Origin of the sequence: Janthinobacterium sp. SUN120, assembly GCF_030397735.1 — a bacterium.
In the GTDB taxonomy this organism is placed as follows: Bacteria; Pseudomonadota; Gammaproteobacteria; order Burkholderiales; family Burkholderiaceae_D; genus Janthinobacterium; species Janthinobacterium kumbetense.
In genome coordinates, this window is record NZ_JAPUBW010000002.1 from 1,646,372 (window position 1) to 1,664,163 (window position 17,792).

Sequence of the window (17,792 nt, forward strand, 5' to 3'; positions counted from 1 at the left end):
GCACGCTAGCGTGCGCGTTAAAAAAGCCTGCGGCGTCGCCGCGGCAGGCTTGTTCTCGTGCAAACGGCACGGGTGGGCAAACCGCCAGGTTATTTCTTGATGAACACCAGATCCCACACGCCATGGCCCAGCTTCAAGCCACGGTTTTCAAACTTGGTCAGAGGACGATACGCCGGCTGCGGCGCATAGCCATCGGCGCTATTGTGCAGCTGCGGCTCGGCGCCCAGTACTTCCAGCATTTGCACCGCGTAATCTTCCCAATCGGTGGCGCAATGCAGATAGCCGCCCGGCGCCAGGCGATCGGTCAATTGCTTGACGAACGGCGACTGGATCAGGCGGCGTTTGTTGTGGCGCGCCTTGTGCCATGGATCGGGGAAGAAAACGTGGATACCGGCCAGCGAATTGGCGGGAATCATGTGCGTGAGCACTTCCACGGCATCGTGCTGCAGCAGACGCAGATTCGTCAGCGACTCTTCACCGATCAGCTTCAACAGACTGCCAACACCAGGCGTATGCACTTCGACGCCGATGAAATCCTTCTCCGGCATGGCTTTGGCGATATGCGCGGTCGTCGCGCCCATGCCGAAGCCGATTTCCAGGATGACGGGCGCCTTGCGGCCGAACACCTGCTCGAAATCCATCGGTTCTTTGGCGAAAGGCAACAGGAACTGCGGGCCCAGGGTCTCGAGCGCGCGCGCCTGCGCCACGGAAAGCCGTCCCGCGCGGGTCACGAAACTGCGGATGCGGTGTTCGGTCGGATCGTACATCATCGGCCGCGCCGGGCCGTTTGCTGGGGTATCAGAAGACATGGGAATGGAGAAATAAGTGGCTGCGCCGCATCAAGCCAGGCGCCAGCGAAAAATGGAGCGGGTGAAGGGAATCGAACCCTCGTCGTAAGCTTGGGAAGCTTCTGCTCTACCATTGAGCTACACCCGCGAAGCCTGCATTTTACGCGGGATGACGAGGACTTGGCAAACTTGTGGATCGCTTTCGAATGCATCAGCAATTCCCGCGATATTTGACAAAAACATGAACCGCAGCCTCGGCAAGGTGCCATTTTTGTTGATAGAGAACAACATCTTCAGGCCGCCAGACACGCAGAATGGTCAGGTATGTAGCTAAAATAGAATAAATTATCGTTGCCACGGACTGTACGGCGCAGACTAGCAAGAGAAATGTTGCTACAATCATGTGACAGTTTAGCATTTCCGCTGTTCAACCTAAAAGGATATCCCATGAAGAAAATTCTGATCGCTTCGGCAATCCTGTGCTTCGCTTCCGCACAAGCCATGGCTCAAACGACGGCACCAGTTGGCGGAGCGCCGGTTCCACCAGCAGCGGCACCAGCAGCTGGCGCTACCGGCGCTGCCGCTGGCGGCACTGTTGCCGGCCTGAGCACGAGCGCCCTGATCGCCATCGGCGCAGCAGTTGCCGTTGTGGCCGGTGCAGCTAGCTCGGACTCGACCACCGCGCACACGACCCCAAGCCACGCCAAATAATCTGTCGACGCCTTTGGCTGAAACAGACAAGACCAAGCCCGCGGACTGACGTCAAACCGCGAAACGCTGGCTTGGTCTCACGAGAAGCCGGCCTTGTCATACGCAGCGCCACTTCCTCGATAAAAGCCCTTTTTCATTTCTTGAAAACGGGCTTTTTATTTTTCTTCAATAATGCGCGCGCCAAGAGCAGCAGCCGTCAGGAACATGAAATGCCCTGACCAATCATGCATAGTTAATGAAAAACCAGCCACTCTACAAACGCATGGGATTTGCCCTGCAAGGCTTGGGTGCCGCCTTCCGCATGGAATCGAGCTTCCGGCTGCAATGCCTTGCCGCCCTCCTGGTATTGCTTGTACTTGCCTGGCGCCAGCCAGCGATGATCTGGTGGGCTTTGTTATTGCTCAACTGTGGCATGGTCCTCGCGGCGGAGCTCTTCAACACCGCTCTCGAAAATCTGATTGATCACCTCCACCCGGCCCTCCATCCCAGCATCAAGATCGTCAAGGATTGCGCCGCAGGAGCCGTGCTCATTCTCAGTATCAGCGCCCTATGCGTGTTTGTTGCTTTTTTGCTTGAAAACGTTGCGTGCTAAGCAGGAATACTGGGGGAGCAAACTACAATACAGGACGAGCCAAAGTGCGTGCCTCTCAGGCTCCATGGAGCCGGGAAAAATACAAAAATCCTGTAATTTATTAAAATATTGCCTTGTTAGCAACTATTACATTTACATTGAAGCATAAATGACTATTCCCCTCCTACCGGTAATTCTTTGTGGTGGTTCCGGCACACGTTTATGGCCGCTGTCGCGCGAGGCGTTCCCAAAGCAGTTTCTGCGCCTGTCCGCTCAGGGCAGCATGCTGCAGCAAACGCTACAGCGCCTGGCAGGCATCGACGCCGTGTCGCCAGCACTGCTGGTATGCAACGAATCCTCGCGTTTCATTGTCGCAGAACAAGTGCGTGAGATCGGTCTGGAAAATAGTCGCATGCTGCTTGAACCCATGCGCCGCAATACAGCGCCGGCGATCGCCTCAGCCGCCTTGCATACAATGGAGAATGGCGAGGATCCGCTCCTGCTGGTGCTGCCCTCGGACCACGTCATTCTGGATACCCCGGCTTTTCATCGCGCAATCGCGCTGGCGCGTACTGCCGCAGAAGCGGGTCATTTGCTGACGTTCGGCATCACGCCGACGGGACCAGAAACAGGGTACGGCTATATTCGCGCCGAAGGTGCCGCAAGCGGGCAAGTCCAGCGCGTACTTGAATTCGTGGAAAAGCCGGCCCTGGAGCTTGCAGAGCAGTATATCGCCAGCGGCGATTACTTCTGGAACAGCGGCATGTTTTTGTTCCGCGCCAGCCGCTACCTGGAAGAGCTGGAACAGTTCCAACCTGCCGTCCTGGCCGCGTGCCGCGCGGCCATCAGCGCCGCGAAAAGCGACTTCGACTTCATTCGCCTGGACAAGAATGCCTACGCTGCCAGTCCCGACATTGCCGTCGACTACGCCGTCATGGAGCGCACCAGCCATGCCTCTACCATCGCTCTCGATGCGGGCTGGAATGATATCGGCTCCTGGAAAGCCGTACTCGACGTGGCGGAAAAAGATGCCAATAATAATAGCGCCCACGGCGATGTGCTGATCCAGGATTGCAACGATTGCCTGGTGCACAGTACCAGCCGCCTGGTCACCACCATCGGCATGCGTAATACCGTGATCGTAGAAACCGCCGATGCCGTGCTGGTCATGGACGCGGATCAGGCACAACAAACGAAAACCATGGTCGCGCAGCTGGTCGCCAGGGAGCGTTCCGAGGCCACCATGCACCGTGAAGTCTTCCGTCCGTGGGGTTCCTATGATTCCATCGGCAATGGTGACCGTTTCCAGGTCAAGCGGATCACGGTCAAGCCTGGCGCCAAGCTGTCATTGCAAATGCATCACCACCGCGCCGAGCACTGGATCGTGGTCTCCGGCACTGCCCAGATCACGAATGGCGACAAGGAATATTTGCTGACCGAAAACCAGTCCACCTATATTCCCCTCGGCGTCGTCCACTCCCTGGCCAACCCGGGCAAGCTGCCGCTGGAATTGATTGAAATTCAATCGGGTAGCTACCTTGGGGAAGACGACATTGTCCGCTTTGAAGACCGCTACGGCCGCACTTGACCGAGCAGATACGTAAGCACCATGTATACGGCACCGCAAGAATTCACACTGAAGTTTATAAGGTTTAGCAAGTCATCATGAAACCAATCGAAGGCATCTTTGTACAAGAAGTGAAATGGTATTGCAGCAGCAGGGCAGAGAAATATTTCCTCACCTTTGCTGATGCACTTGCCCTGTTCATGGCATTCTGGCTCGCTGGCAAATGGACCCTCGATAACACAGACTTGAACAGCTTCGGGGTGGATAGCTCGCGTTTGCTCAGTTACAGCCTGCTATCCGTAGTCACTGTGGCTATCTTCAAGCTGAAGGGCCATCATGCCAAGCGCCGTCCGTACTCGAATGAAATCAAGGAACTCCTGAAGGTCGCCATGGTCATGGGCCTGATCGACGCGGCCCTGGTATTCCTGGGCAAGCGCGACTCTTCGCGCGAGGCACTGTTGGCCACCTGGCTACTGGTGCCGTGCTGTGTCTTGCTGCTGCGAGGCATGGTCAAATACTTGCTGATGAAAGCGGGTGGCTGGATACGTCCCATGGTCATCATCGGTTGGGGTGACAATGCCTTGCAAACAGCGCGCGCCTTCGATGAGGAAGCGTTGATGGGCTATCGCCTGATTGCGTTCCTGATCCCCGAAGGCCAAGGCCGCCTGGAGCAACACTACGTGAACCGCAGCAAACAGACGGTGCCGTGCATTCCGCTTGGTGTCAATCCTGAGGAAACGCTCAAACTGCTGGGTGATCCGCATGCAGTTGTCGCTCTGGAACAAGGCGGCATCGATGCCTATCAGGGCATGATCCAGCAAGTCAGCCGTTGCGTTGCCAATATGCAAGTGGTACCTGCCGTACGCGGCCTGCCCCTGTATGGCATGGAGGTCAACCATTTCTTTACACATGAAGTGCTGCTGCTGACCATGCGCAACAACCTGGCACGGCCAGGTTTACAAATGATCAAGCGCTGCTTTGATCTGATGGCTTCAATCTGCGTGCTGATCGTCGGCGCCCCCATCCTGCTGTGGATCGCGGCCAAGGTCATGGCATCGGGCCGTCCCATCTTCTACGGCCACAAACGTGTGGGGCAGAATGGCAAGCATTTTCTCTGCTACAAATTCCGCACCATGGCCGTAAATGCGGACATATTGCTGAAAGAATTGCTGGAGCGCGACCCTGAAGCCCGTGCCGAGTGGGACCGTGATTTCAAACTGAAGCACGACCCCCGCATCACCTCGATCGGCCACTTCCTGCGCCGGACCAGTCTCGATGAATTACCGCAGCTATGGAACGTACTGAAAGGCGAAATGAGCCTGGTCGGTCCGCGCCCGGTTGTCGATGCGGAACTGGAGCGTTATGGCAACCAGGTCGACTATTACCTGGAAGCGAAACCCGGTGTCACGGGCCTATGGCAAGTCAGCGGCAGGAACGACGTCAGCTACGATACCCGCGTTTATCTCGATGCATGGTATGTCAAGAACTGGTCTTTATTCAATGACATTGTTATTCTACTGAAAACGGTTAAAGTCATTTTCAAGAAAGATGGCGCGTATTAAGTACATGATCAAATAGAATTTCAATCATTTCATCTCAAAAATAGAAGAACGATGCATCGTGAAGATGTTCTAGCAAAAAAGGATAGCAGCATGATTTTAGTGACTGGCGGCGCCGGCTTCATCGGCTCCAACTTTGTACGCGACTGGCTGGCGCTCAACGATGAGCCCGTGATCAATTTTGACAAGCTGACCTATGCTGGTAATCTCAGCAATCTGGCCAGCCTGGAGCAAGACCCGCGACATATCTTTGTGCGTGGCGACATTTGCGATACCGCTCACGTCTCGCGCCTGCTGGCAGAACACCAGCCACGCGCCATCGTGCATTTTGCCGCAGAGAGCCATGTCGACCGCTCGATCCATAGCCCCGGCGAATTCATTTCGACCAACGTCAACGGCACCTTCAGCCTGCTCGAAGAGGCGCGCGCCTATTGGATCGGCTTGACGGGCGAGGCCAAGGACGGCTTCCGCTTCCTGCACGTCTCGACCGACGAGGTGTATGGCACCTTGGGACCGAATGACCCGCCATTCACGGAAACGACGCCGTATGCGCCAAACAGCCCGTATTCGGCATCGAAAGCGGCGTCCGATCATCTGGTACGCGCCTATTTCCATACGTATGGCATGCCGGTGCTGACGACCAACTGCTCGAACAACTATGGCTCTTTCCATTTCCCGGAAAAACTGATTCCGCTCATCATCAGCAACGCCCGCGCCGGCAAGGCCTTGCCTATCTATGGCGATGGCATGCAAGTGCGCGACTGGCTGTACGTGGGCGACCACTGCTCGGCGATTCGCCGCGTCCTGGAAGCAGGTCGTCTGGGCGAGGTCTACAACGTGGGCGGCTGGAATGAAATGGCCAATCTGGAAGTCGTGCATACCTTGTGCGACATCCTCGATACGCTCGATCCCAAGGCGTCCGGCAGCTATCGCGAACAAATCACCTATGTACAGGATCGCCCTGGCCACGACCGCCGCTATGCCATCGACGCACGTAAGATCGAGCGCGAACTGGGCTGGAAGCCGGCCGAAACCTTCGCCACCGGCATCCGCAAGACCGTTCAATGGTACCTGGACAACCAGGCCTGGGTACGCGATGTCCAGTCGGGCGACTACCTCAAGTGGGTAGAGAAAAACTACGCGGCACGCGACATGGCCAAGGAGCAACAATAATGGCAACACCCATCGAACGCAAGGGCATCATCCTGGCTGGCGGTTCCGGCACGCGCCTGTACCCTGTCACCATGGCCGTATCGAAGCAACTGCTGCCCGTATATGACAAGCCGATGATCTACTATCCGCTGACCACCCTGATGCTGGCCGGCATACGCGATATCCTGATCATTTCAACGCCACAAGATACACCGCGCTTCCAGGAATTACTGGGCGACGGCAGCCAGTGGGGTATCAGCCTGACCTATGCAGTGCAGCCCAGCCCGGATGGCCTGGCACAGGCGTTCATCATCGGCAAAGAGTTTGTCGGCGATGCACCATCGGCGCTGATTCTGGGTGACAACATCTATTACGGTCACGACTTTGAATCGCAGTTGCGCGAGGCCTCGGCACGCACCAGCGGCTCGACCGTATTCGCCTATCACGTGCACGATCCGGAACGCTATGGTGTGGTCGACTTCGATGATCAGCGCCACGCCGTCAGCATCGAAGAAAAACCGCTCAAGCCAAAATCGAACTACGCCGTCACCGGCCTGTACTTCTACGATAGTCAAGTGTGTGGAATTGCCGCAGGAATAGCGCCGTCAGCGCGCGGCGAACTGGAAATCACCGATGTAAATCGAGTTTATCTTGAGCGCGGTGAGCTCAATGTGGAGTTGATGGGGCGTGGCATGGCCTGGCTCGATACTGGCACCCATGAATCCTTGCTGGAAGCAGGCCAGTTCATCGCCACCATCGAGAATCGCCAGGGTTTGAAAGTTGCCTGCCCTGAAGAAATCGCCTACCGCCGTGGCTACATCGACGCCGCCAAGCTCGAAGCATTGGCGCAACCCTTGAAAAAGAACGCTTACGGTCAATACCTGCTGCGCCTGCTCGAAGAAAAAATATACTAAAGCCCGAACGGCTCATTTCACACCATGCAAATTCAAACCACCGCCATACCGGACGTCCTGATCCTTGAACCCACCGTGTTCGGCGATGACCGGGGCTTTTTCTACGAAAGCTTCAACCAGAAGCGCTTTGCCGAACTGACCGGCGTCACGCGCGATTTCGTGCAGGACAATCATTCCAAGTCGGCAAAGGGCGTGTTGCGCGGCCTGCACTACCAAATCCAGCAACCGCAAGGCAAGCTGGTGCGTGTGACCGCTGGCGAAGTCTTCGACGTCGCCGTCGACCTGCGCAAAAGCTCGCCGACGTTTGGCCACTGGGTAGGCGTGACCTTATCAGCGGCCAATAAACGCCAGTTGTGGATACCGGAAGGCTTTGCCCACGGTTTCGTGGTCACCAGCAGCAGCGCCGAGTTCCTGTACAAGACGACCGACTACTGGGCACCGAAGTTCGAACGCAGCCTCCTGTGGAACGATCCAGCCATCGGTATCGACTGGCCGCTCGATGGCGAACCACTGCTGTCTGGCAAAGATAAAGTCGGTACCTTGCTGGCCAACGCCGACGTTTTTTCCTGACCGTTACCGACCAATCTGACACACTGGAACAAAACTATTTCATGAGCCGTATTTTAATCACAGGAAAAACCGGCCAGGTCGGTTACGAACTAGAACGCAGCCTGCAGGGCCTGGGCGAGATCATTGCGGTGGACCGCAGCCAGATGGACCTGGCCGACCTGGACCAGGTGCGCGACGTCATCCGCCGCATCAAGCCGACGCTGATCGTCAACCCGGCCGCGTACACCGCTGTCGACAAGGCCGAGAGCGAACCTGAACTGGCGCTGCGCATCAATGGCGAAGCACCGGGCGTGATGGCGGAAGAGGCGAAAAAGCTGGGGGCTGCGATGATCCATTACAGCACTGACTACGTGTTTGATGGCTCGAAAGATGGTCCCTACACCGAAACCGATTCCACTTGCCCGATCAATGTCTACGGCAGCAGCAAGCTGGCCGGCGAACAGGCGATCGAGGCCGCCGGCATCCCTTACCTGATCTTGCGCACCAGTTGGGTCTATAGCACACATGGCAAAAACTTTCTGTTGACCATGCTGCGCCTGGCAAAGGAGCGCGAAGAACTAAGTATCGTATCCGATCAGTTCGGCGCACCGACATGGAGCCGTACCATCGCAGATACCACGGCGCATATCGTGGCGCAAAGCCTGACGGCAAGCGACCAGCAAGCATGGTGGCAAGCACGCTCCGGTCTGTATCATTTGACGGCGCAGGGAAGGACCAGCTGGTTCGGTTTTACCGAAGCGATCATGGCCCACCCCTCAGTTGCCAAAAAACCAATATTAAAACCGATATTAGCTAAAGACTATCCTGTACCAGCGAAGCGTCCGACCAATTCAGTACTGTCATCACAGCGCCTGATGGATACTTTTTGTCGCATTCCGGATTGGCAGGATACATTAAGGCTGTGTCAAAATTAAATATTACCCTGTCAACAGAAATGAAAAAATGGGAATTGTTCAGCCTGAGTAAACACCGGAAATAACAGTTGTAAACGAAACTTTTTTACCGTATTACTCCTGCATGCCACCGCCCCCCCCCCTATCTCTCGAGACTATCCGAAACGGACAAGAACAACTTTAAATAATGATAACAAATCCGGCCTTCGCGTGGCCAGCCGGTTGCACCAGCGCCACATCGCGGACATCGAGCCCCGACATGTATAACGATATGGCTTAAACTGCTGTCTCAAATCATGGATCCGCTATATTATTGCAGTGTGACAGATGGTATATATTTGACGCCCTGCGATTTCAAACTCCAAGTTCCACACAGGATTAATGAACAGTGCTCGTTAGGTATTGCAGCAATGCTATGTGTTGAGTATAAGTGAGCTGCGTCTATTCAAATTCAAGCTTGGTCCGTGAACGCGAATTGAGCGACAGCAAAATGGCATTCGACTCGTCAGGGAAGCAAATCGATAAGTCGATGCTTTTTGGAGGTGTACTGGTGCAACAGCCCCTTGGCGTTCTCGTTGCCCCCTGTTCCCAAGGGGCGTGCGGATCGGCGAAGTCAGTCCGCACGCCGGTGCGCTCAGTGAGCATCTCGCAGCCTTGGTAGCACGTCATCGTTTTGCACATCACCACCGGCTCGCTGTTGAGGGCGCATTGGCGATGCTGGCGACGATACTCTTGACGGGTTGCGTTAACCATTTTGGCCAATGCCACGAAACCGGTCGCGCATTCGACCAGCGTGTCCACCGACGCGATAGACACTTGCTGGCGCCGTTATCACGTCACCCTTCCATTGGCCGGGGACAAGGCTGCCCTCGATCGCCAGAGGGCAGATATCATGATCTGGCGTCCAGAATCTACCCTCGGCGATCGGTGCAGCGGCTGCGCGGTTCGCGCACCTGATTGTGGTGGCTCAGGCAGGCAATAAGTTCGCGCTTGGCCTCGCCGCACGTATGCATGTAGATGGCGTCGTAGATAGTCTCGTGGCGCACGGTTACATCAGGGTTGTCGCGCCATGGGAGCTCCGGTTCTTACGTTCTTTCTGTGGCAACCAGAGAAGTTTGAGCTGATGTCTAACGACTTCGGGCAGGACACTGTCGGCCCGGAGTTTGGCCAACCGCCGCGATTCAATCCGGCGGGCCTGGCACTGCAAATGCGCCCGGTTGACATCGTAGATGCCACCATCACGGGTGCGTCCGATTTTACGGCCAATCGTACTGCCCAAACGGCAAATACGCTTAGCAATAGCTCGAATAGAGTACAGGTCATCGCGCACGGCCGTGACGACCTGTACTACTAGATGGCGAGAAGTTTTGTAGATTTTCGCCGTGACGGCACTTTACAGCAGAAGGTGTTGCACTTGTTTTTTGAGAACGCCACCAATGGTAGCCGTCCTGATAAATATATTGAAAAAGGTACAGAAGTAATGAAATTTATTTACATCGAATTAAGGATCGTCTTGCGTGCAGTACTGCTCTGTATAGCTTTTTCTTCCCCGGCTTATGCCTATGTTGATCCAGGCTCAGCCCTCCTGCTTCTACAGAGTATTTTTGCCATCATTGGTGCGGCATTAACATTTATCAAAAAACCTCGGCAAATGATCGCCAAGCTGTTTAGTCGAAAGAAAAATAACGATGCGTGATCCTGAAGGCACAATTGAATTTCAGGGACAAACAGTCATTCGACGCATCCGCCCCGCCGCCACCGCCAAGCAATTTCTTCTATCGAAAGCTGCTGCGACGCTCGTCGAAGCCGGCAGGCTGATTCCGTTCGAGTTCACGGCACCCGAAACAGTCGAGTCACCTAGATTGCCTTTCGTCAGTTATCCCTTTGAATGGTGTGACGCACAACTTTATTTGGCGGCTCAACTCACGTTAGATATCTCGCGTGAAATTCTCGGTGCTGGGCATGAACTGAAAGACGCTTCCGCATGGAACGTAATTTTCCAGGGCAACCAGCCCATGTTCTGTGATCACCTTTCGTTCCAGCCGATTGTTACGCCGCAATGGTGGGCGTTTGGCCAGTTCACTCGTCATTTTCTGCTGCCGCTTGCAGTGTCGCAGCAGCGCGGCCTGAAGCCACACCAAAGTTACAGCACCTATCGCGATGGTATTCCAGCAGATGTTGCTCGTACTTTGCTTGGTTTCAAACGATACATGACGCGATACTGGCCACTCATGGTGGCAAGCAACAACAAATCCCAACCTCGCGCTCAAGTACCGACAAAAGATGGCAAACATCTACATGGCAATCTCTACGGTTTCTGCCAATCCATGCTCAATGGTGGGAAACCCAACCAGGCGCGTAGCCATTGGGCTGGCTATACCGATACGCGCCATCACTATACCGACGAAGCTTCCACTGCAAAATTTCAAAAGGTAGGTGAATGGCTGGAAAACACTGCGCCTGCTTGGGTGGTGGACCTCGGCTGCAACACCGGAGAATTTACGGTTCTGTCGGCCGGAACCGGTGCCGACGTGATCGCCGTCGATCTGGACCATGACGCCATTCAAAAGCTTGTGCTTTCGCAAAGCAACGCCACCAATATCCACCCTCTCGTCACCAATTTGGGGGATATGGTTGGCGGGCGTGGTTGGGGTGGTGATGAGTTTCCCTCGCTCATAACTCGTCTGCACCAGCGCGCCGACATGCTGTTGATGCTGGCGCTTATTCATCACCTGGCGATATCTGAAGGTATTCATATGGGGAAAATTGCGCAGATGGCGGCACATATTACGCGCGAGTTCCTGATCGTTGAACTACTCGATGAAACTGATCCGATGGTCTTGCACCTATGCAGCCAGCGCAAGCGCGAGCCCAAAGAGTTTTCTGTGGCTGTACAAATGGCGGCCTTTAGCCAATATTTCAGTACGGTTGCGAGCTATTCCGTACCCAATACACTGCGCACGCTATGTCTACTCAAGAAACTGTAACCGAAATGCAGGCAGGGCAGCCGCTTTATGCAGCGACCCTGGCGTTGCTCACGCTACTGTTGCTTGGGCAGACTAACTGGATCTGGAGTAGTCTCTACTTTCAGTATCACACAGCGAGCGAAATCACCCTCGCTTTTGGGCTGCTAGCTACCTTTGTTATCGTTTGTATCGCACTGCTGCGTGGTGGGTTGGGGCAAGCCACAACAATAAAAATGATAAACGTCGGCATAGCCCTGTTGTTAACCTTGGTCGGGTTCGCTTACCTTAAGCAGTTGGAATTGATTCCGATGCAAAGCAATGCCTTGCACAAAACGCTCGCAGTGGCATCGGCTATCACTGCAAGTCTGTTAACTCTCAAAATCACTATTGACACTTGGAAACGTCTTTACTTGGCCGGAATCGTCGGAGGGATGATTTTCATCTTTTTCCCAGTGGTGCTTGCGAACACGAATGCCTCCACGGTCTACTGGCCAAGCCCAAGTTATCAACCCCCGACAATAGCCGCTCCAAATATGCCATCGCAAAACACGATTGTTTTGCTACTAGATGAACTCAGTGCCAGCTCAGCCGGACCTGTTGTCAAGCAACTACAGGCAACCGGATTACATGTCACAGCAACCAATATAGATCCGGCAGGCAAGAACACGATCAATGTCATTCCTGCCATTTGGATGAGGACAAATTTTGACCAATCAGTGGCGTGTGGGCCCACGCAACTCTGTAGTACAAGCAAAGTATTGGACTTTTCCAAAGTAAAAGCTAGTTCGGAAAATATTGACATCGTGGGTTTCTATCACCGCTATTGTTCCATTCAAGGCCTGCGTTCCTGCTCTTTTTCTCCCTTTCCAACAAAGTCAGCTGCCACAGAATTGGCCTGCAGCTATCCAGGGGGCCAAGAACTGAAATTTTTGGGCTGCGAAGCATCCGAGTCAGACAGAAAATCATTCCTGGCCTTACGTGACAACATGAAAAAAATGCTGATGGAAGCGCCCTTCTGGAAAAAAGGAGGCATTCTATTTGCACATCTTCTGGTGCCACACCCGCTAATGGGGATTCCTTTAAAGACGTTGAATGAAGAATATTCTGACAACATTACATACGGTGCTTCGGTAGTTGGACTGGTGGCACACAGAGCCAAATTGGTGTTTGGAGACAATTTCAGAATCGTTGTATTTTCCGATCACCCCTTACGGCCAGAAATCTGGTGTGCCGACAAGACCTACATGGCAATCAAGTGCAAGCCTGACTCGTCACAGATATCAAATCAAGTGCCGCTTATCATTGCTACTTTCAATCTGAAAAACAAGGCACCACTAAAGATCGAAAATAACAAAGATGTATTCGATCTGTTGTACCAGTTTGAATCTAAGTAGTCAGACGAAATCTATTGTGAATGCGGTGGCGAAACCTTTCATCAAGGATTCCACTTCGTTCACCAACTCGTTTCCTTTCAGCCCGGCGAAGCGGTGCCAGCAGTACTTGGCCTGCTTCCACAAGATCTCGATACGCTTCAGTTCCGGGCTATAAGGCACTTCGTTATACACAACTCTAGCGTTGCCCTAGGCTACGCAGAGCGCGCATCATCTTGACGGCTACCTGTAGATCCTTCAAGCCGAGCCAGATGGTTTTTACGTCACGCTCACCGTCGCCCTTGCGCGCTAGAAAACCTCCTAGACACGCGATTTGGCGCAGTAGCGGATTAACCGTTGCCTTTGGCGGCGGGGATTTTCCACGCAACAGATAGACTGCTTCAGTTTCATCCGGATCGAAGAATAACGCCGCAGAATAACGTCGCATCCAAATCGGGACTGGTCCGATTCCTGGGCATCAGAAAGGCGATGCGCCACGCCACCAGCATGAACAGCGTCAAGGCGCGTTCGATATGCATGATCGAGCCAAGTTGAAGCGCCTCGCCCCTCTAGGTATTTTTCAGGACATTGAAGAAGAGCCCGATCTCCTAACGGTTCCGATACCATTGGATCAGTTCCACCGCTTGCGCCAACGTGTCCACGGCGCAATTACTCTGCAAGCGCCATTCAACTGGCTTGACGTCGGTCAGCGCGTCGATTTCCCGGGTAATGAGGCAGGTGGCGCCGACGCGCTTGCCTTGCGCCGCCGGCAGTTCGGCCTGACACGCCCACAATTACTGATGTACGGTGCGCGCCTTGACGCCGCGCCGTGCCCATTTCAAAGACGATCTCATCGAGCGGCCACCCCGGCGCTGGTATGCTGTCACAGCCTCTCGGCGTGCGGAAGGCAGCGGTTGTACTGCGCCCGCACCAGCAAGTCGCCCAGGGTGCCCAGTTCTTGTGCTCTGAGCATCCCCCATGCCTGCTCCAGTTCAAATTGAAACGGCAGGCATGCGAAAATCGGAATCAAGCCACAAGGCTGTGGTTTATGGACCGCTTACGAATGAAACACAGCTCATCGCGCATACCCATCACGATGGCGCGCTCCAAGATGGTCAAATTTTTGCAGATTTTCGCCATAGTGGCACCTTACAGAAAAGGTGTTGCACTTGGTGCTTGAGAAACTCCATTCATGATATTCAACTATTCGAATGACGATTACTCAATAACAATAGTGAAACCAAAAACCAATAAATTGCCATTACAGGAATATATAAAAAGGCACCGTCAGAAATTGCCAATATAAGATATATGATCAATCCAGACATAATAGATTTTTTATATAATGAGCCGCCAAATGGCACTCGCCTTAAAAGACCATAAATAACAGGAGACAGCATAGCCAATAAAAATGATAAGAACCCCAATATACCAAAGCCATTCAATATTGACATATATACAATTTCTGAAACTTGGGAAAATTTCTTTTCAGGGAAAAAAGTCAATTCATCTATGATATTTAACTGGTCAATTCTGCCACCAAGATTTTTATCAAATAAAAATGAGGCATTTTGTCCTATCATAAAAACCATATAAAAAATGGCTCCACCAAATAAAATTATTCCAATAAATGATAATAAAATAGCAGTGAAATCTGACTTCTTTATCTTCAATTCCAAAAACAATCTCGGAATGAATAAAAAATGCCTATTTATAGAATTTCTTGAAAGGTAAAACAATTTAAAAAATTCATATATAATCATTCCTAACCAAACGGTCCTAGACAAAGTCAACACCAAAGATGTTTTAACAATAATTTTTTTAATTTTTGAATTTTCAAGAAATTCATACAAAGGAAGAAGCATCAATATGCAAATACCATATATATTTCCATTATTGTAAGTTGATATTAGTTTAAATATACCACCTCTATCGATATGTTTTCCCTCAAGCTCACCAAGGTCATCATAATTTACAGTTAAAAATGGAATTTCAAGAAAGGAACCTGTGTACAATTTATAAAAAAATAAAAATATACCAAACATCGATACAAATATTACACCTTTTCTCACCATACCAAAAAGATATGACAAGTTCATTTCCTCCATATATTGATGAAATAATATAATGAATGTAAATGGAAGAAATATCACAGAAACGATAAGTGAAATACCAAAACCGAAATTTTCAACTCCATTAAATATGAAGCTAACAATCACAATACTCTGAAATGGCAACAACGAAAAAATTACATTCAAACGGCAGGTAGAAAAAGAAATATTCCCAATATTCAAAAGGAAGCGAGGAATAGCAATAATTGAAAAAATGAAAATTGCCACATATCCCCACGTTAAAGGTACGCCTCCAATTTTCACCCCCCCTTTCGGAAAATAAATAATAAAAACTGTCATCATAAAGACTGCGAATTTATATTTAGGAGATGAATTATTAAATTTTTCTATGGAATCCATTTTTTAAATTCACTATTCTATCTAAATTAATTTACTTCTTGCTTGAAAAATCGAACCATTTCGAATTTACATAGTTCGAAAACTCAAGATTAAATCTTTCAATCGAAAAACGTTCAGAATTTTTCCTACAGTTAATGGGAAGGAAAAGATGGCGTCGTTTTTCGAAGTCATGAACGGCCATACAAACCGCAGAAACCGTTTGCTCCATAAAAAATAAACCTGTCGGTTCAGGTCCTCCGTCAATTACAGTTTCCAAACTCCCCCCCTTTCCAAAAGCGATAACTGGTGTACCGCACGCCTGAGCTTCAACCGGAATAATCCCGAAGTCCTCCTCAGCAGCAAACACAAATGCCTTCGCCCGTTGCATCATGTCTTTTAGCACCGAAAACGACTGATAGCCCAACATTTCAACATTTTTTCCTGCTTTTGCCTTGATCTTCTGCATATCAGGCCCATCACCAATGACAATCAAACGTTTTTCAGGCATTTTTGAAAATGCCTCGACGATCAAGTCCATTTTTTTGTAAGGAACGAGACGTGAAGCAGTAAGATAAAAGTCTTCTTTTTCTTCAACTAGAGAAAAAGCAGATACATTAACTGGCGGATAAATCACATCAGCATCTCGACCATAAACTTTCTTAATACGACGTGCAATAAACTTGGAATTAGCAACAAAATGATCGACACCATTTGCCGTTCTAACGTCCCACATACGAATTTTATGTAGCATCCATTTCGCTACCCAACCCTTCAGACCAGTGTCAAGTCCAGACTCGCGTAGATACTGATGTTGCAAGTCCCAGGCATATCGAATTGGGGAATGGACATAACTGATGTGCAACTGATCTGGTCCAGTAATAATCCCTTTCGCAACAGCATGACTACTTGATATCACCAGTTCATATGATGACAAATCTAGTTGCTCCACGGCAAGTGGCATCAAAGGCAGATATGAACGAAACGATTTCGATGCCCTAGGTAAATTTTGAATAAATGTTGTTGTCAGTTTACGATTGCGCAAAAAATTAGTAGCTTGCACAAAGTCAGTATCTGCATATACAGCGAACATATCGGCTTCGGAATACAGCCCGGATAACTGCTCCATTACCTTTTCTGAGCCTGCCAGAGTCGTGTACCATTCATGCATTAATGCAATTTTTTTCATTATGTTAAATATGTTCTCTAGTACTATTACAGAAACGGTAATTCAATATCATTTTCAAATCAAACTGCGCAAGGCCATCCAGTCATCGTTTAGGCATTGCTCAGAACATTATCTACTTTGCGGACGACCTCGTCCCATGAAAATTTACTAGCCTGAGCCAGGCCGTCTCCAATCATTTTGGAACGCAAAACAGCATCGGTAAAAATCAAGGTGATACCATCGGCAATACTCTGAATAGATGTTGGATCGACCAACAATGCTGCGTCGCCTGCAACCTCGGGTAAGGAGGTCGTGTTCGACGTCAGTACCGGACAACCACAAGCCATCGCCTCGATCACGGGCAAACCAAATCCTTCGTATAAGGAAGGAAACACAAGCATTACAGCACCACGATAAAGACCAGGAAGATCAACTTCAGCAACACGCCCGATAAATACAACCCGATCTTGAACATTAAATTTTTGCGCTATATCCAGGAGAGCCTGATTTCCATCGCCCGTAAATAATAATCGAACGTTAGATTCGATATTTGCTCGCGCAAAAGACTCAATTATTCTTGCTTCATTTTTGTGTGCCTTTCTATTGCTGACACTTAATACATACTTGTAACCTGGTTTGTATGCCAAAGCATTTAAAGAGTACTCTTCCCCGACGCCATTTCCAACATTAACAACATGTGCAGGATCAACCCCAGCCCACTCGATAATACGTTGCTTGGAAAATTCAGACACCGTCAATACCACCTTAGCATTACGACATGCACGACGCATGATCCATTTGTAATAAATTCGCTTCAATACGCTACTATTTTCGGTACGATCGATATGATTCAAATCATGAATAGTAAATACAAATGGAGTCCAAATAAAAATCGGCGCATTATAGCCGGGACTAAATATTAATTTATTTCGTGCATAGCGCAATGTATGTAAAAAAAAGCGCACTGCATCAAGAGGAGAAGATGGTGAGCCTGTCATATTCATAGGAATCAAAGAAATTTTGCTTGCAATAACTTGTGCAAATCTTCCTATTCCATGCTCACCTATCCAGCGTTCATCGATGTATACCTTCTTCACCAAGGGAAACCTATCATGG

Annotated in this window: 15 protein-coding genes, 1 tRNA gene and 2 pseudogenes; 11 read left to right on the forward strand and 7 right to left on the reverse strand. The window is 50.9% G+C overall.

Going from position 1 to position 17,792, the window contains the following annotated elements; translation table 11 throughout:
- Positions 1–89: 89 nt before the first annotated feature.
- The gene (gene trmB / locus O0879_RS17135) at positions 90–770 is read right to left on the reverse strand and encodes a tRNA (guanosine(46)-N7)-methyltransferase TrmB (protein ID WP_099394995.1); all 681 of its coding nucleotides are present in this window, start codon (positions 768–770) and stop codon (positions 90–92) included.
- A gap of 92 nt (positions 771–862) precedes the next feature.
- Positions 863–936: transfer RNA gene (locus O0879_RS17140), tRNA-Gly, on the reverse strand.
- Positions 937–1,235: 299 nt separating this feature from the next.
- Here O0879_RS17140 and O0879_RS17145 point away from each other — a divergent pair.
- The 8 genes from O0879_RS17145 to rfbD all read left to right on the forward strand — a co-directional run bounded on the left by O0879_RS17145 (position 1,236) and on the right by rfbD (position 8,746).
- Positions 1,236–1,499 (forward strand): hypothetical protein, encoded by a 264-nt coding sequence (locus O0879_RS17145; protein ID WP_289917656.1) that lies wholly within the window; start codon positions 1,236–1,238, stop codon positions 1,497–1,499.
- Positions 1,500–1,734: 235 nt separating this feature from the next.
- Positions 1,735–2,091, forward strand: a complete 357-nt coding sequence (locus tag O0879_RS17150; protein ID WP_289917659.1) for a diacylglycerol kinase — start codon at positions 1,735–1,737, stop codon at positions 2,089–2,091.
- A gap of 148 nt (positions 2,092–2,239) precedes the next feature.
- Positions 2,240–3,658: a mannose-1-phosphate guanylyltransferase/mannose-6-phosphate isomerase gene (locus tag O0879_RS17155; RefSeq protein WP_289917661.1), complete on the forward strand. Its 1,419-nt coding sequence runs from the start codon at positions 2,240–2,242 to the stop codon at positions 3,656–3,658.
- 77 nt (positions 3,659–3,735) lie between these two features.
- Positions 3,736–5,199, forward strand: a complete 1,464-nt coding sequence (gene wbaP / locus O0879_RS17160; RefSeq protein WP_289917663.1) for an undecaprenyl-phosphate galactose phosphotransferase WbaP — start codon at positions 3,736–3,738, stop codon at positions 5,197–5,199.
- A gap of 90 nt (positions 5,200–5,289) precedes the next feature.
- Positions 5,290–6,369: a dTDP-glucose 4,6-dehydratase gene (gene rfbB / locus O0879_RS17165; RefSeq protein WP_289917665.1), complete on the forward strand. Its 1,080-nt coding sequence runs from the start codon at positions 5,290–5,292 to the stop codon at positions 6,367–6,369.
- A complete protein-coding gene (gene rfbA / locus O0879_RS17170; RefSeq protein WP_289917667.1) occupies positions 6,369–7,262 on the forward strand; it encodes a glucose-1-phosphate thymidylyltransferase RfbA in 894 nt (297 codons plus the stop codon). The genes rfbB and rfbA overlap by 1 nt, the downstream gene beginning before the upstream one ends.
- A gap of 24 nt (positions 7,263–7,286) precedes the next feature.
- Positions 7,287–7,832 carry a dTDP-4-dehydrorhamnose 3,5-epimerase gene (gene rfbC / locus O0879_RS17175; protein WP_289917669.1) on the forward strand — a complete coding sequence of 182 codons (546 nt, stop codon included), beginning with the start codon at positions 7,287–7,289 and terminating at the stop codon, positions 7,830–7,832.
- 41 nt (positions 7,833–7,873) lie between these two features.
- Positions 7,874–8,746, forward strand: coding sequence for a dTDP-4-dehydrorhamnose reductase (gene rfbD / locus O0879_RS17180; protein WP_289917671.1), 873 nt, complete (start codon positions 7,874–7,876; stop codon positions 8,744–8,746).
- Between the two features lie 420 nt (positions 8,747–9,166).
- Here the strand turns inward: rfbD and O0879_RS17185 are convergent, their stop codons facing one another.
- Positions 9,167–9,541 carry a hypothetical protein gene (locus O0879_RS17185; protein WP_289917674.1) on the reverse strand — a complete coding sequence of 125 codons (375 nt, stop codon included), beginning with the start codon at positions 9,539–9,541 and terminating at the stop codon, positions 9,167–9,169.
- A 538-nt stretch (positions 9,542–10,079) separates the two neighbouring features.
- Between O0879_RS17185 and O0879_RS17190 the strand changes: the two genes are divergently transcribed.
- Genes O0879_RS17190 through O0879_RS17200 form a run of 3 tightly spaced genes read left to right on the forward strand, consistent with a single transcriptional unit; the run spans position 10,080 to position 13,085 of the window.
- Positions 10,080–10,421, forward strand: coding sequence for a hypothetical protein (locus O0879_RS17190; RefSeq protein WP_289917676.1), 342 nt, complete (start codon positions 10,080–10,082; stop codon positions 10,419–10,421).
- A complete protein-coding gene (locus O0879_RS17195) occupies positions 10,414–11,712 on the forward strand; it encodes a class I SAM-dependent methyltransferase (protein ID WP_289917677.1) in 1,299 nt (432 codons plus the stop codon). Before O0879_RS17190 ends, O0879_RS17195 begins: the two co-directional genes overlap by 8 nt.
- Complete coding sequence (locus O0879_RS17200) at positions 11,691–13,085, forward strand: hypothetical protein (protein WP_289917679.1); 1,395 nt, start codon at positions 11,691–11,693, stop codon at positions 13,083–13,085. The genes O0879_RS17195 and O0879_RS17200 overlap by 22 nt, the downstream gene beginning before the upstream one ends.
- 175 nt (positions 13,086–13,260) lie before the next feature.
- On the opposite strand, the pseudogene O0879_RS17205 reads toward O0879_RS17200, so the two are convergent.
- The 4 genes and pseudogenes from O0879_RS17205 to O0879_RS17220 form a co-directional block, all read right to left on the reverse strand.
- Positions 13,261–14,034, reverse strand: a pseudogene (locus tag O0879_RS17205) (IS4 family transposase); the annotation flags it as partial.
- Between the two features lie 226 nt (positions 14,035–14,260).
- Complete coding sequence (locus O0879_RS17210; protein WP_289917680.1) at positions 14,261–15,532, reverse strand: hypothetical protein; 1,272 nt, start codon at positions 15,530–15,532, stop codon at positions 14,261–14,263.
- A gap of 100 nt (positions 15,533–15,632) precedes the next feature.
- A pseudogene (locus tag O0879_RS17215) lies at positions 15,633–16,697 on the reverse strand (glycosyltransferase family 4 protein); the annotation flags it as partial.
- Positions 16,698–16,786: 89 nt separating this feature from the next.
- The gene (locus O0879_RS17220) at positions 16,787–17,773 is read right to left on the reverse strand and encodes a glycosyltransferase family 1 protein (RefSeq protein ID WP_289917684.1); all 987 of its coding nucleotides are present in this window, start codon (positions 17,771–17,773) and stop codon (positions 16,787–16,789) included.
- Positions 17,774–17,792: the final 19 nt, after the last annotated feature.